Consider the following 13,432-nt stretch of genomic DNA (forward strand, 5'->3'; position numbering starts at 1 on the left):
GCCCCCGGCGCACTCACGGTTCCGGCCTACGGTGCACCCGCGCGACCCAGTCCGCGGGCGCGGCGATCTCCGCCTTGGTCGGGAGCGTGTTCGGAGACGTCCACACCTTGTTGAAGCCGTCCATGCCGACCTCCTCGACCACGGCCCGGACGAACCGCTCGCCGTCCCGGTACTGGCGCAGCTTCGCGTCCAGCCCCAGCAGCTTGCGCAGCGCCACGTCCAGCCTGCTCGCACCGCGCGCCCGGCGCTGCTGGAACTTCTCCCGGATCTCGGCGACGGACGGCACGACGGAAGGGCCGACACCGTCCATCACGAAGTCCGCGTGCCCCTCCAGGAGGGACATCACCGCCGTCAGCCGGCCCAGGGTCTCCCGCTGTGCGGGCGTCTGCACCAGCTCGACGAACGACCGGCCGCCCTCGTCCTCCTCGCCCTCCGGACGGGCGCCCGCGAGGGACTGCGCGGCCTCGCGCAGCCGCTCCAGCACCGTCATCGGATCCACGTCCGTCTGCCCGAGGAACGACTGGATCTCGCCCTCCAGATGGTCCCGCAGCCACGGGACGCCCGTGAACTGGGTCCGGTGCGTCTCCTCGTGCAGACACACCCAGAGCCGGAAATCGTGCGGATCGACCTCCAGCTCCCGCTCCACATGGACGATGTTCGGCGCCACCAGGAGCAGCCGGCCGCCGCCGTTGCCCGCGGGCAGATCCCGGGTCGGCGGGGCGAAGGTCTCGTACTGGCCCAGCACCCGGGACGCCAGGAACGACAGCAGCATCCCCAGCTCCACACCCGTCACCTTGCCGCCGACGGCGCCCAGCACCGCGCCGGTCGGGCCGCCGGGGCGGCGGTCCTGCATCTTCTCCAGCAACGGCCGCAGCAACTGCCGGAACCCGGCGACATTCGCCCGGACCCAGCCCGCCCGGTCCACGACGAGTACGGGGGTGTCCTCGGGCTCATGACTCAGCGGGATCATCCGGGTGAACCCCCGGACGTGCTCCTCGGACGCCTTGGCGTGCCGGCGTAGCTCGGCGACGACGGCCCGGGCCTCGTCCCTGCTCACGTCGGGACCGGGCCGTACGAAACGGGTCGCGGTCGCCACGGCGAGGTTCCAGTCGACCATGTCGGTTCCACCGATGCGCGTCATGCGTCAACGGTACGTGGTCGCCTCCGGCGCGGCCGATGTTCCCCGGGCCGGTGCTCCGCAGCTCCCCGTCCGCGCCTTGGCCCTCCGGGTGAGGCCCAGAGACTCGGTCTCGCCCGGCGCCCTGATGTTGTTCGCGGTCCGCGGACCACATGTGGCTTGTCGCGCAGTTCCCCGCGCCCCTGGTTGCCCTCCTGAACGCCCTCGACAAGAGACCGGCCCCTCCCACCAGGGGCCCTTTACAGGGGCAGCGCTCGGGAGGGCATTTAGGGGCGCGGGGAACTGCGCGACAAGCCACGACGGTGGTGCGGACCGCGAACGGCATCAGGTGGCCGGGCGCGGGCCGGGGTTGTGGACCTCAGCCGGAGGGCCAAGGCGCTGGGGGTCCCCCCATTGCCGAAGGCATAGGGGGCGGAACTGCGCGACAAGCCACGACGGTGGTGCGGACCGCGAACGACATCAGGCCACCGGGCGAGACCCGGGTAGTTCGGCGGCAACCCGGAGAGCCGAGGCGCAGGGGGACCGGGGCGCCCTGCGTCAGGGCGTCAGGGCCGTGGCGAGGCGGTCGAGGGCCGGTTGGGCCGCGGACGGGGACGGGGTGCCCGTCGCCAGGAACGCGAAGGCCAGCAGCCCGCCGTCCGGCGTCGCCACCGTTCCCGAGAGCGCGTTGACCCCCGACAGCGTGCCCGTCTTCGCCCGGAGCACCCCGCCCACGGGGGAGTCACCCGTCAGCCGGGACTCCAGCGTGCCGGTGAAGCCGCCGACCGGGAGGCCGGTGAGGACCGGGCGCAGTCCGGGGTGGACGGGTTCCGCCGCCCGGGCCAGCAGCGCCGTCAGGAGCCGGGGGGCCACCCGGCCCCGCCGGTCCAGTCCGCTGCCGTCGGCGAACCGCGCCCCGGCGAGCGGTACCTTCAACGTTCCCAACTGCCGTTTCACGGCCCGTCCCGCGCCCGCGAAGCTCGGCTCCTCCCCCAGCGCGATCGCGGTCTGCCGGGCGAGGGACTCCGCGATGTCGTTGTCGGAGCGGGTCAGCATCCGCTCCACGAGCGCCGACAGCGGCGCCGAGACCACTTCGGCGAGCGGTTTCGCCCCCTTGCCGGGCCGTCCGGGCGCCGGTTCACCGGTGACCTCGACGCCCCGGCCCTCCAGCAGTTCCCCGAACGCCCGCGCCGCCTCGCCCGCCGGGTCGGCGACCCGGTCGCCAGGACCGCCGGAGCCGGAGCCGACGCGGCCCTGGTCGACCATGAGCGGCGTGACCCGGGCGATGTTCGGGTTCACCCCGATCCGGTGCAGGTCGGGGCCGCGGTAGGCGGAGGTGTCGTACGCCAGCGTCACCGCCCGTACCTTCCGGCCGCGCAGATCCCCGGCCGTACGGTCGGCGAGCGTCGCCAGCCGCTTCCGGTCGAGCGTCGCGTCGCCCCCGCCGACGAGGGTCAGTTTCCGGCCGTCCGGGGACGCGCTGACCACCGTCGTGATCCGGTGGTACGGGCCCAGTGCCGACAGCGCCGCCGCGGCCGTGGCGATCTTGACCGTGGAGGCGGGGACGACGGCCCGGCCGGGTTCGCGGCCGTACAGCTCACGCCCGGTCGACAGCTCCACCACAGACACCCCGGGCCGCTTTCCCAGGCCGGGATCGCTCAGCAGCGGTTCGAGGCGGCGGGCCAGCTCCGGATCCGTTCGTACGGCGCCACCGGCCTCCGCCGCCGCCTCGCCCCGGCCCGCTCCGGCGGACGCGCCGAGCGCCTTCAGCACGGGGAGGGCGCTGGGCGCGGGGGCGGGGGCGTGTCCGTCGCCGGGGTGCCTCCGGTCGCCGCCGACGCCGCGACCGCCTGCGGCCCGGTCCGCGGCGGCCCGGTCCCGTTCCGCCGTACGCTGGCCGGATTCCCACGGTCCCGCGGCGACGACCGTCCCGGCCGCCAGGGCCAGTCCCAGGGCGGCGGCACCCGTCGCGAGCTGCCACGTTCGGATGTCGGGCACCTCGTACCAGCCCCTTTCGCGATCACACACCTGCGTGAGGGACACTTAACCACCAGAACTGCGTCTTGCCGCGAACATGGCACTCCGGACGGTGGCGACAGACGGCCGACCGGGGGTCCGGGGTTTACCGCCCGGAAGGGCACAGCGCCACCCTGAGTACCCCAGTACCTGACATATGTGTTGATCATGGAGGAGCCACCCGTGGAGTTCGACGTCACTATCGAGATCCCGAAGGGTTCGCGGAACAAGTACGAGGTCGACCACGAGACGGGCCGTATCCGCCTGGACCGCCGACTCTTCACCTCGACCAGCTACCCGGCCGACTACGGCTTCGTCGAGAACACCCTCGGCGAGGACGGCGACCCGCTGGACGCACTGGTCATCCTGGACGAGCCGACCTTCCCCGGCTGCCTGATCAAGTGCCGCGCCATCGGCATGTTCCGGATGACGGACGAGGCCGGCGGCGACGACAAGCTGCTCTGCGTCCCCGCGTCCGACCCGCGGGTCGAGCACCTCCGCGACATCCACCACGTCTCCGAGTTCGACCGCCTGGAGATCCAGCACTTCTTCGAGGTCTACAAGGACCTGGAGCCCGGCAAGTCCGTCGAGGGCGCGGACTGGGTCGGCCGTACGGAGGCCGAGGCGGAGATCGAGGCGTCGTACAAGCGCTTCGAGGCGCACGGCGGGCACTGAGCCCGGACGGGGCCCGGGCGCACCGGGCCCGGGTGGTGCGGGGCGGGACACCAAGGCGGTGTCCCGCCCCGCACCGCTGTCTTGAGACACCTCCCCTCCCAAAAGCGCCGCCCCCAAGATCCGGGCCGCGCCCGGCCACCTGATGTCGTTCGCGGCCTGCGGACCGCCTGTGGCTTGTCGCGCAGTTCCCCGCGCCCCTAAATGCTCTCCCGAGCGCTGCCCCTGTAAAGGGCCCCGACCCTGGTAGGAGGGGCCGGTCTCTTTTCGAGGGCGTTCAGGAGGGCAACCAGGGGCGCGGGGAACTGCGCCACCAGCCACGGACGGCGCGCGGTCGGCGACGACGGGCGGGACCGCCCACAGTCCGGGGTAAAGCGCTCAGGCGGAGGGCCAAGGCGCTGGGGCCCCCATTGCCGAAGGCATAGGGGGAGGAACTGCGCAACCAGCCACGACGGTGGTGCGGACCCCGCGAACGACACCAGGCCACCGGGCCCGGTCGGCACCCTACTGAACCCCCGGAGGGGCAGGCGTGGGGTTCGGGGTCGTCGGGTACGCGATACCCGCACATACTGATCGCGACGGACGTGATCGACTCGGCAGGAAGGGAGGGGTCCGGTGTCAGGCGGCACAGGCGGCGGCAGGGGTGACGGCGACGGCCGCGGCGGTACGGGCGGCAAGTCCGGTGCCGACGCGTACCGCTCACGGCCTCCGTCCGACGCCCCGCCGCCCGCCGACGAGCACCCCTCCTCCGAGTTCGCCGTGCCCGACGGCATCGCCCCGCCCGAGGCCGTCGAGGAGGATCAGCCGACGTCCGAGTTCGCCGTCCCCGACGGGGTCGTGGAGCGGGTACAGCAGGAGCAGGAAGGTTCCGCCTTCGCGACGCCCGCGACCTATCGGACCCGTAGTTCCCCGGCCGCCTTCACTCCCTCCGACGGTCTGCCCAAGGTCGTTCTGACCAAGGACGCCCCCTGGCAGGACCGGATGCGGGCGATGCTGCGGATGCCGGTCGGGGAGCGGCCGGTGCCGGAGGTCGTACAGCGGCACGACGAGACGGGCCCGGCCGTGCCCCGGGTGCTGGACCTGACGCTCCGGATCGGCGAGCTGCTGCTCGCGGGCGGTGAGGGCGCCGAGGACGTCGAGGCGGCGATGTTCGCGATCTCGCGTTCGTACGGGCTCGACCGCTGCGAGCCCACCGTCACCTTCACCCTGTTGTCGATCACGTATCAGCCGTCCCTGGTGGACGATCCGGTGACGGCGAACCGGACGGTACGCCGCCGGGGGACGGACTACACCCGGCTGGCGGCCGTCTTCCGGCTGGTGCACGACATCAGTACGCCCGACACGGAGGTGTCGCTGGAGGAGGCGTACCGCAGGCTCGCGGAGATCCGCCGGAACCGGCACCCCTTCCCCGGCTGGGCGCTGACGGTGGCGGCCGGGCTGCTGGCCGGTTCCGCGTCCGTCCTGGTCGGCGGTGGGTTCCTGGTCTTCGCGGCGGCGGCGGTCTCGGCGATGCTCGGCGACCGGCTGGCCTGGCTCTGCGCGGGGCGCGGACTGCCGGAGTTCTACCAGTTCGTGGCCGCGGCGACGGCCCCGGCGGCGATGGGCGTGGCGCTGTCGCTGTCCCCCCTCGACGTCCGGGCGTCCGCGGTGATCACGGGTGGTCTGTTCGCCCTGATCCCGGGGCGGGCGCTGGTCGCGGGGGTGCAGGACGGGCTGACCGGGTTCTACATCACGGCCGCCGCCCGGCTGCTGGAGGTCGGGTATCTGGTCGTCGGGATCGTCACCGGCGTACTGAGCGTGCTGTATCTGGGGATCGGCCTGGGCGCGGCGCTGACGCCGGAGACGGCGCTCCATCCGGTGGAGCGGCCCGAGGTGCAGTTGCTGGCGGCGATGGGGCTGTCGTTCTGCTTCGCGGTCCTGCTCCAGCAGGACCGCGGCACAGTCCTGCTGGTCACCCTGAACGGCGGGGTCGCCTGGTCGGTCTACGGGGCCCTGGCGCCGACCGCCGGCCTCAATCCGGTGGCGGCGACGGCGATCGCGGCCGGTCTGGTGGGGCTCTTCGGACAGATGCTGTCGCGGTATCAGCACGCGTCGGCGCTGCCGTACATCACGGCCGCGATCGGGCCTTTGCTCCCCGGTAGCGCCATCTACTTCGCCCTGCTGTCGATGGCGCGCGGGCAGCTGAACGCCGGGCTGGCGTCGCTGTCGAAGGCGGCGGCGCTGGCGCTGGCGATCGCGATCGGGGTGAACCTGGGCGGGGAGATCTCCCGGCTGTTCCTGCGGGTGCCGTCGGTCGCGGGCGCCCTGCCCGTGCCCGCGTTCCGCCGCCGGGCGGCGAAGCGGACGAGGGGTTTCTAGGCCCTCTCCGAACGAGCGAACTGGCGAACGGACGTACGGTCATACAGGCGTACGGGCTGTCGCGCCGGGCCGGGCGGCGGCCGTCAGCGCTTCGCGTGGCGGCCCCGGTTCGGCGACGACGCGTCACCGGAAGCACCGGACGCACCGGGAGCCCCGGGAGCCGTCTCCGGGGCCGCGTCACCCGACTGGGCGGCGCGGTGCTTACGGGCCCGGAGCAGCTCCACCACGATCGGCAGGACCGAGATCACCACGATCAGGATCAGGATCGCCTCGATGTTCTCGTGGACGAGCCGCACATTGCCCAGGGCCGCACCCAGCAGCGTCACTCCGGCGCCCCAGAGGACTCCGCCGACGATGTTGTAGGTGATGAAGGAGCGGTAGTTCATCCGGCTGACGCCCGCGACGATCGGCGTGAACGTCCGCACGATGGGTACGAAACGTGCCAGGACCAGCGACTTCGGCCCGTACTTGGCGAAGAAGTCATGCGCCTTCTCCACGTTCTCCTGTTTGAAGAACCGGGAGTCGGGGCGCTTGAAGAGCGCCGGGCCGACCTTGCGGCCGAAGAGATAGCCGACCTGGTCACCCGCGACGGCCGCCAGCACGATCAGCGCGCAGACGGCCCACAGCGGCAGGGTGTCCAGCTTGCCGCTGGTCACCAGGAGGCCGGTGGTGAAGAGCAGGGAGTCGCCTGGCAGGAAGAAGCCGATGAGGAGACCGGATTCGGCGAAGACGATCAGCAGGACGCCGATCAGTCCGAAGGTGCCGATCAGATAGTCCGGGTCGAGCCAGCTCGGTCCGAGCGCGAGGTGGGTCACGGGGTCCTGGCTCCTGTACGAGTCGTCGGAGGGGGGACGGGCGTGTGTACCGGGGCCGGCGGGGCGGGGGCGGGGGCCGTACCGGACGGGAGCCGTACCGGGACCGCCCGCGCCGACACCCTCGTACGAGCCGTACGAGCCGTACGGGCTCCGATGGGCGAGTCCGTACCCGGTCCGGTGTTCCTGCGGCCCTCCCAGGATGCACACCTCCCGCCGCCCGGCAAAGCTGGTGTGACACGGGAGAACTATTCCGTCGAACACGGGTGGACACCGGTCGTACACCGATCGCACACCGGTACGGACGAGCCGGGCCGTCCGGCCGCCCGGGCATCGAGCTGAAGGGCTGAACGGATGGGCATCGCGGACTACGGCGGCGGACAGACCCCCCAGTCGGACGTCCTCGTCGTGACCACGAACGACGTACCGGGTTTCCGGGTACGCCAGGTCATCGGCGAGGTCTTCGGGCTGACCGTCCGCTCCCGCCATCTGGGCAGCCAGATCGGCGCCGGACTGAAGTCGATGATCGGCGGCGAGCTGAAGGGGCTGACCAAGACGCTGGTCGAGACCCGGAACCAGGCGATGGAGCGGCTGGTGGAGCAGGCCAGGGCGCGGGGCGCCAACGCGGTGCTGATGTTCCGGTTCGACGTCACGGAGGCAGCGGATGTGGGGACGGAGGTCTGTGCGTACGGCACGGCCGTGATCATCGAACCCCTCGACATCTGACTCCGGTCCCCACTCCGATCCCGACTCCGGTCCCGACTCCGGTCCCGAGTCCGGTCGAATCCGACAGAAGGCGGCGAAGACGGATGCCACTCCATCAGGGCACGGACGCGAACGGCGGTGACTCGCCGAAGGAGCGGCGGCGGCGCGCGCTCTCCCTCAACCCGTTCCACGGGGAGGCCAACCCGGTCAGCGGAATGGACGAGGCGCCGCCCACGCACCGGCTGCCGGACGGGCCGCTGCCGCCCGCGACGGCATACCGCCTGGTCCACGACGAGCTGATGCTCGACGGCAACTCACGGCTCAACCTCGCCACCTTCGTCACCACCTGGATGGAGCCGCAGGCGGATGTGCTGATGAGCGAGTGCCGGGACAAGAACATGATCGACAAGGACGAGTACCCGCGCACCGCCGAACTGGAGCGGCGGTGCGTGGCGATGCTCGCGGACCTGTGGAACGCACCGGACCCGGCCACCGCCGTCGGCTGCTCCACGACGGGATCGAGCGAGGCGTGCATGCTCGCGGGGATGGCGCTGAAACGGCGCTGGGCGAAGCGGAACGCCGACCGCTATCCGGCCTCGGCCCGGCCCAATCTGGTGATGGGCGTCAATGTGCAGGTCTGCTGGGAGAAGTTCTGCGCCTTCTGGGAGGTCGAACCGCGGCTGGTGCCGATGGAGGGCGAGCGGTTCCATCTCGACCCGGAGGCCGCGGCCGAACTGTGCGACGAGAACACCATCGGCGTCGTCGCCGTACTCGGCTCCACATTCGACGGATCGTACGAGCCGGTGGCCGAGGTCTGCGCGGCCCTCGACGAACTCCAGCGGCGGACGGGACTCGACGTCCCGGTCCATGTCGACGGCGCGTCGGGGGCGATGGTGGCGCCGTTCCTCGACGAGGACCTGGTGTGGGACTTCCGGCTGCCGAGGGTCTCCTCCATCAACACCTCCGGACACAAATACGGGCTGGTCTACCCGGGGGTGGGCTGGGCGCTGTGGCGGACGGCGGCCGAACTCCCGGAGGAACTGGTCTTCCGGGTCAACTACCTCGGCGGGGACATGCCGACCTTCGCCCTCAACTTCTCCCGGCCCGGAGCGCAGGTCGCGGCCCAGTACTACACCTTCCTCCGGCTGGGCCGGGACGGCTACCGGGCGGTCCAGCGCTCGGCCCGCGACATCGCCACCGGACTGGCCGCGCGAATCGGCGCGTACGACGAATTCCGGCTGCTGACCCACGGCAACGAACTGCCGGTCTTCGCGGTGACGACCGCGCCGGACGTCACCGCGTTCGACGTCTTCGACGTGGCGCGGCGGCTGCGGGAATCCGGCTGGCTGATCCCCGCGTACACCTTCCCGAAGAACCGGGAAGACCTGTCCGTGCTGCGGGTGGTCTGCCGCAACGGCTTCTCGGTCGACCTGGCGGACCTGCTGTCGGAGGACCTGGACCGGCTGCTGCCGGAACTGCGGGCGCAGTCCGGTCCGCTGACGAGGGATCAGGGGAAGGCGACGGCCTTCCACCACTGACTCCCGCCTCCGGAGACCGTCGCGGCGGGGATCACGGGCTTTCGTCACGGCCCCGGCCCGGCACGCCCGGGCCGGGGGCCCGCCGGGCGGCCGGCGACGGGCGTCGGTCCCGGGCAGCGGGCCGCCGTGCCACCCCGCCCGGCGACGGTTGACTTGCGGTCCGCATGATCCGGCAGCATCGCCTTCCCCGTCCGATCCAGAGGAGGGCTCGATCGCGTGTCAGCAGTCGAATACACCGAAACCGTCGTCGTCGGCGCAGGTCAGCAGGGATGCGGAGTGGCGGCGTCCCTTCAGGAGATGGGATGCGAGTCACTGGTCCTGGAGCGGGGCGAGATCGGCCAGGCGTGGGGGAAGGAGCGCTGGGACAGCCTTCTCGTCGGCAGTGGGAACCGCTCGGTCCGCTTTCCCGGCTGGGAGTACGACGGCGAGGACCCCGACGGCTTCATGCCGGGCCGGGAACTCGCCCGGCGGCTGCGCGCCTACGCCGAGCGGCGGCAGCTGCGGATCCGCCAGCACACGACCGTACGGGAAGTCGAGTGCCCGCCCAGCGCCTCCGACCACGACCCGGTCCGCTTCAGGACCCGGCTGGCGGGCGGCGACGTCGTGGAGTCGCGCAATCTGGTCGTCGCGGTGGGCGGTTACGCCGCCCCGCGCGTGCCCGCCGTCGCCGCCGACGTCGACCCGTCCGTCACCCAGCTGCACTCCGGCGACTACCGCAACCCCGGATCCCTGCCGGAGGGGGCCGTGCTGGTGGTGGGCGCGGGCATCAGCGGCCAGCAGATCGCCGACGAACTGGTGGCGGCCGGGCGGAAGGTGTTCCTCTCCGTAGGCCGCCACGCCGCCTGGCCGCGGCACTACCGGGGGCGCGGCATCCACGAGTGGATGTTCGTGTTCCCCCTCTACGAGGAGTACGTGACCGTCGGCCCGGCCGACGACGGGGCGGTCCTGCCCGGACTCCCGGTGGTGGCCGTCAACGAGGGCGGCGCCGATCTCAATCTCGCCACCCTGGCCGCCAAGGGCGTCGTCCTCGTCGGCTCCGTCCGGGCGGCGACCGGCCGGACCCTGCGGCTGGCGGACAATGTCGTCGCCGTCGCGGAGGCGTCCGCCCGGGCCTTCCGCAAGGTGATCGACATCATCGACGGCGGGATACGCGAACGGGGGTTCCCGGTGCCGGAGCAGCGACCGGCGCCCCGGGTCGACCTGTCCCGGGTCGTCCCGTTCGGAGAGAGTCTCGATCTGGGCCGGCACGGCATCACGACGATCCTCTGGTGTACCGGGTTCGGCCCCGACTACCGGATCCTCCCGGCCCGGGTACTCGACGACCACGGCGCGCCCCTTCAGCGGCGCGGCGTCCTCGGCGCGATCCCCGGTCTCTACTACGCCGGTCTGCCGGACGGAAACTCACTCGCCCCGGTCGACATCGGGGCAAATGTCGAGAACGGCGGCTTCATCGCCCGGCAGATCCATACCGACCGCGTCATCCGCTCCGGGACGGCGGCCTCGCTGATCGCACCGTAGGACGGCGGGACCCCTCGCGGGTCACCGGGGCCGCCGGGATCACCAACGGTGGGGGTCACCAGGGGTCGGCGGGGGTTTCGCCGGTCAGCCACTCGGCGAAGGTGCCGGGGCGGTCGTCCTTCTTGAGGGGGAGGATCAGATCGCAGCTCGCGCGGCCGTCGAACCACATGGTTCCGGCCAGCGGGCCGGAGACCACCAGCAGGGTCGAGAAGCCGCAGCCCCCGTCGCGGATCACCACCGCGCCCACCGTCTTCGCCTCCTCGAACGCCTCCGCCTCCCGCTCCCAGGCGAGGTACGCCGTGTCGAAGGCGGCGGGGTCCGGGAAGTCGTCCTGGCGGGGCTCCCGGGCACGCAGGGCGTCGTCCTCGGCCGCGTAGGAGCCGGGGTGCGGGAAGTCGGCGGCGAGGGAGTCGTAGGCGATCGTGTACTCCGTACGCCAGCGCCAGCCGTCCGCCGTCCGGGTCAGCGGGTTGACCGGGGCGCCCGGTTTCGGGCCGCCGTCCTTCGGCGGGTCGAGGAGGAACGCGCGGTACTCCGCCGGGAGGACGATCCCCAGCTCCGCCTCCGCCTCGGCGAGTTGTCCCGGGGTGAGGGGGCGCTGCCGGTCCGGATGGCGGAACCGCTCCTTCCGATCGGTCGGGTCGCGTTCCTCGTCCGGCGTCGGCCCGACCGTCTCCCAGAGCCATACGGCTCCCCGCGCCGCCCAGCCCGCACCGCGCGCGACCGCCCGGTACAACTCCTCCATATCCGCCCCCATGTCCCCCGAAGGTGCCGTTCCGGGGGTCACGATAGGCCAGCGACCCGGTATCCGCGCAGGTGGGATCGGGTATCACCGGGGCCGCGCGGGGCCGGGGGGCGGATCAGGTATCACCGGAGCCGTACCGGGCCCGGGTCAGCCGCCCAGCCCGCGGAACCGCTTCACCGCGAGCGGGAAGAAGACCGCCAGCAGGGCCAGCGGCCAGCCGACGGCGAGCAGCGCCGCGTGGTCCGCCGCCCAGGAGCCGCCCGTATCGAGCCCGGCCAGATCACGGGCGGCCGTCGCCGTCGCGGAGAGGGGGTTCCACTCCACGGCCGCACCGAGCCAGCCCGGCATCTCCGCCGGGATCGCGAAGGCGGTGGAGAGGAAGGCGACCGGCCAGATCAGGATCTGGACCGCCTGCACCAGCTCGGTCCGCCCGGCGACCATCGCCAGGTGGATACCGATCCAGAGCATCGAGAACCGCAGCAGCAGAAGCAGCCCGAAGGCCGCCGCGAACCCGGCCGCGCCGCCGTCCCAGCGCCAGCCGAGGGCGAAGCCGACCCCCGTCATCACCAGCAGGGCGGCGGCGGACTCCAGCATGTCGGCGGCGCTCCGGCCGACGAGTACGGCGGAGTCGGCCATCGGCAGCGACCGGAACCGGTCGATCACGCCCTTGTTGAGGTCCCGGGTAACCGCCGTCATGGTCGATTCCAGGCCGAACGCCATGGTCAGCGCCAGCATTCCGGGCATCAGATAGCTCAGATAGTCGCCCTCGATCCCCCGGCCGCCGCCGAGGAGATAGCCGAACATCAGCAGCATCATCACCGGGAAGGCGATCGCGATCACGACCTTCCACGGCATCCGCGCCCAGTGGGCGAGTTCGCGGCGGGTCATCGTCCAGGCGTCGGAGAGGAAGAGGGTCGCGGTCGTCATGCGGTCTCCTTCGCGGTCGGGGAGTCGTGGGTGTTCCGCGTGTCCCGCGCGGGGCCGTCACCGGTCAGATGGAGGAAGACCTCGTCGAGGGTGGGGCGGCGGACGGTGACGTCCTCCGCCTCGACCGACGCCTCCCGCAGCACCCGCACGGTCTCGGTGAGCGCGGCCATCCGGTCCGCGACGGGCGCGCTGAGCAGCCGCCGGTCCGGGTCGGCGATCGCCTCCCCGCCGAACGGCAGCAGGGGCACGAGCCGGGCCAGGTCGGCGGCGTCGCGGAGCACGATGTCGATCCGGTCGGCGCCCAGATCGGCCTTGAGCCGGTCGGCGCTGCCCTCGGCGACGACCCGGCCCCGGTCGACCACCGAGATCCGGTCGGCGAGCTGGTCCGCCTCCTCCAGATACTGGGTGGTCAGCAGGACCGTCGTACCGCCGCCGACGAGGGAGCGGACCGCCTCCCAGACCTCCGTACGGCCCCGGGGGTCGAGCCCGGTGGTGGGCTCGTCCAGGAAGAGCACGGCCGGTTCGGTGATCAGCGACGCGGCCAGGTCGAGCCGTCGCCGCATACCGCCGCTGTACTTCTTCACGGCCCTCGGCCCGGTGTCGGCCAGCTCGAAGCGGGCCAGCAGTTCGTCGGCCCTGGCCCGGGAGCCGCGGGCGCCGAGGTGGTGCAGGCGGCCGAACATCTCCAGGTTCTGCCGGCCGCTCAGCTCCTCGTCCAGCGCCGCGTGCTGGCCCAGCAGGCCGATTCTGCGGCGGACCTCGGCCGGCTCGGTCCGGACGTCGTACCCGGCCACCCTGACCTCGCCCGCGTCCGCCCTGAGCAGGGTGGACATCACCCGGACCGCGGTGGTCTTGCCCGCGCCGTTGGGCCCGAGCACGGCATGGACGGTGCCCTCGGCGACGGCCAGATCGAGACCGTCGAGCGCCGCCTTGGCGCCGTAGACCTTCCGTACGCCGTCGAGTGTGATCACGTGTTCCGGCATGCGCGGCCCCTTTCGAGCATGTAGTCAAACTTGACCAGCGA

General features: G+C 72.3%; 11 protein-coding genes. 5 read left to right on the forward strand and 6 right to left on the reverse strand.

Going from position 1 to position 13,432, the window contains the following annotated elements; translation table 11 throughout:
- Nucleotides 1–13: 13 nt before the first annotated feature.
- Entirely contained in the window at nucleotides 14–1,141 is a 1,128-nt protein-coding gene (locus tag AB0G74_RS20545) for a zinc-dependent metalloprotease (RefSeq protein WP_361148207.1), read from the reverse strand.
- Nucleotides 1,142–1,675: 534 nt separating this feature from the next.
- On the reverse strand, nucleotides 1,676–3,115 hold the full coding sequence (dacB, locus tag AB0G74_RS20550; RefSeq protein ID WP_361148209.1) for a D-alanyl-D-alanine carboxypeptidase/D-alanyl-D-alanine-endopeptidase: 1,440 nt from the start codon (nucleotides 3,113–3,115) through the stop codon (nucleotides 1,676–1,678).
- Between the two features lie 201 nt (nucleotides 3,116–3,316).
- Here dacB and AB0G74_RS20555 point away from each other — a divergent pair, with 201 nt between their 5' ends.
- Both AB0G74_RS20555 and AB0G74_RS20560 read left to right on the forward strand, forming a co-directional pair.
- Complete coding sequence (locus tag AB0G74_RS20555; RefSeq protein ID WP_006347521.1) at nucleotides 3,317–3,808, forward strand: inorganic diphosphatase; 492 nt, start codon at nucleotides 3,317–3,319, stop codon at nucleotides 3,806–3,808.
- A 612-nt stretch (nucleotides 3,809–4,420) separates the two neighbouring features.
- The gene (locus tag AB0G74_RS20560; protein ID WP_361148211.1) at nucleotides 4,421–6,163 is read left to right on the forward strand and encodes a threonine/serine exporter family protein; all 1,743 of its coding nucleotides are present in this window, start codon (nucleotides 4,421–4,423) and stop codon (nucleotides 6,161–6,163) included.
- A gap of 83 nt (nucleotides 6,164–6,246) precedes the next feature.
- On the opposite strand, the gene AB0G74_RS20565 is transcribed toward AB0G74_RS20560, so the two are convergent.
- A complete protein-coding gene (locus AB0G74_RS20565; protein ID WP_361148213.1) occupies nucleotides 6,247–6,978 on the reverse strand; it encodes a VTT domain-containing protein in 732 nt (243 codons plus the stop codon).
- Nucleotides 6,979–7,329: 351 nt separating this feature from the next.
- Between AB0G74_RS20565 and AB0G74_RS20570 the strand changes: the two genes are divergently transcribed.
- The 3 genes from AB0G74_RS20570 (at nucleotide 7,330) to AB0G74_RS20580 (ending at nucleotide 10,736) form a co-directional block, all read left to right on the forward strand.
- Nucleotides 7,330–7,701, forward strand: a complete 372-nt coding sequence (locus AB0G74_RS20570; protein WP_361148215.1) for a YbjQ family protein — start codon at nucleotides 7,330–7,332, stop codon at nucleotides 7,699–7,701.
- 83 nt (nucleotides 7,702–7,784) lie between these two features.
- The gene (locus tag AB0G74_RS20575) at nucleotides 7,785–9,218 is read left to right on the forward strand and encodes a glutamate decarboxylase (protein ID WP_361148217.1); all 1,434 of its coding nucleotides are present in this window, start codon (nucleotides 7,785–7,787) and stop codon (nucleotides 9,216–9,218) included.
- 216 nt (nucleotides 9,219–9,434) lie between these two features.
- A complete protein-coding gene (locus AB0G74_RS20580; RefSeq protein ID WP_361148219.1) occupies nucleotides 9,435–10,736 on the forward strand; it encodes an NAD(P)-binding domain-containing protein in 1,302 nt (433 codons plus the stop codon).
- 55 nt (nucleotides 10,737–10,791) lie between these two features.
- Here the strand turns inward: AB0G74_RS20580 and AB0G74_RS20585 are convergent, their stop codons facing one another.
- The 3 genes from AB0G74_RS20585 to AB0G74_RS20595 form a co-directional block, all read right to left on the reverse strand.
- The gene (locus AB0G74_RS20585; protein ID WP_361148221.1) at nucleotides 10,792–11,481 is read right to left on the reverse strand and encodes an SMI1/KNR4 family protein; all 690 of its coding nucleotides are present in this window, start codon (nucleotides 11,479–11,481) and stop codon (nucleotides 10,792–10,794) included.
- Nucleotides 11,482–11,628: 147 nt separating this feature from the next.
- Nucleotides 11,629–12,408 carry an ABC transporter permease gene (locus AB0G74_RS20590; RefSeq protein WP_361148223.1) on the reverse strand — a complete coding sequence of 260 codons (780 nt, stop codon included), beginning with the start codon at nucleotides 12,406–12,408 and terminating at the stop codon, nucleotides 11,629–11,631.
- Nucleotides 12,405–13,391: an ATP-binding cassette domain-containing protein gene (locus AB0G74_RS20595; RefSeq protein WP_361148225.1), complete on the reverse strand. Its 987-nt coding sequence runs from the start codon at nucleotides 13,389–13,391 to the stop codon at nucleotides 12,405–12,407. The genes AB0G74_RS20590 and AB0G74_RS20595 overlap by 4 nt, the downstream gene beginning before the upstream one ends.
- Nucleotides 13,392–13,432 lie beyond the last annotated feature (41 nt).

The sequence above is a fragment of the Streptomyces sp. NPDC020875 genome, from assembly GCF_040641415.1.
Lineage (GTDB): Bacteria > Actinomycetota > Actinomycetes > Streptomycetales > Streptomycetaceae > Streptomyces.

Excerpts from the sequence above, each read along its gene's own strand:
- AB0G74_RS20575 (WP_361148217.1), top strand. The coding sequence starts at position 7,785 with ATGCCACTCCATCAGGGCACGGACGCGAACGGCGGTGACTCGCCGAAG.
- AB0G74_RS20545 (WP_361148207.1), bottom strand. The coding sequence starts at position 1,141 with ATGACGCGCATCGGTGGAACCGACATGGTCGACTGGAACCTCGCCGTG.
- AB0G74_RS20570 (WP_361148215.1), top strand. The coding sequence starts at position 7,330 with ATGGGCATCGCGGACTACGGCGGCGGACAGACCCCCCAGTCGGACGTC.
- AB0G74_RS20595 (WP_361148225.1), bottom strand. The coding sequence starts at position 13,391 with ATGCCGGAACACGTGATCACACTCGACGGCGTACGGAAGGTCTACGGC.
- AB0G74_RS20585 (WP_361148221.1), bottom strand. The coding sequence starts at position 11,481 with ATGGAGGAGTTGTACCGGGCGGTCGCGCGCGGTGCGGGCTGGGCGGCG.
- AB0G74_RS20590 (WP_361148223.1), bottom strand. The coding sequence starts at position 12,408 with ATGACGACCGCGACCCTCTTCCTCTCCGACGCCTGGACGATGACCCGC.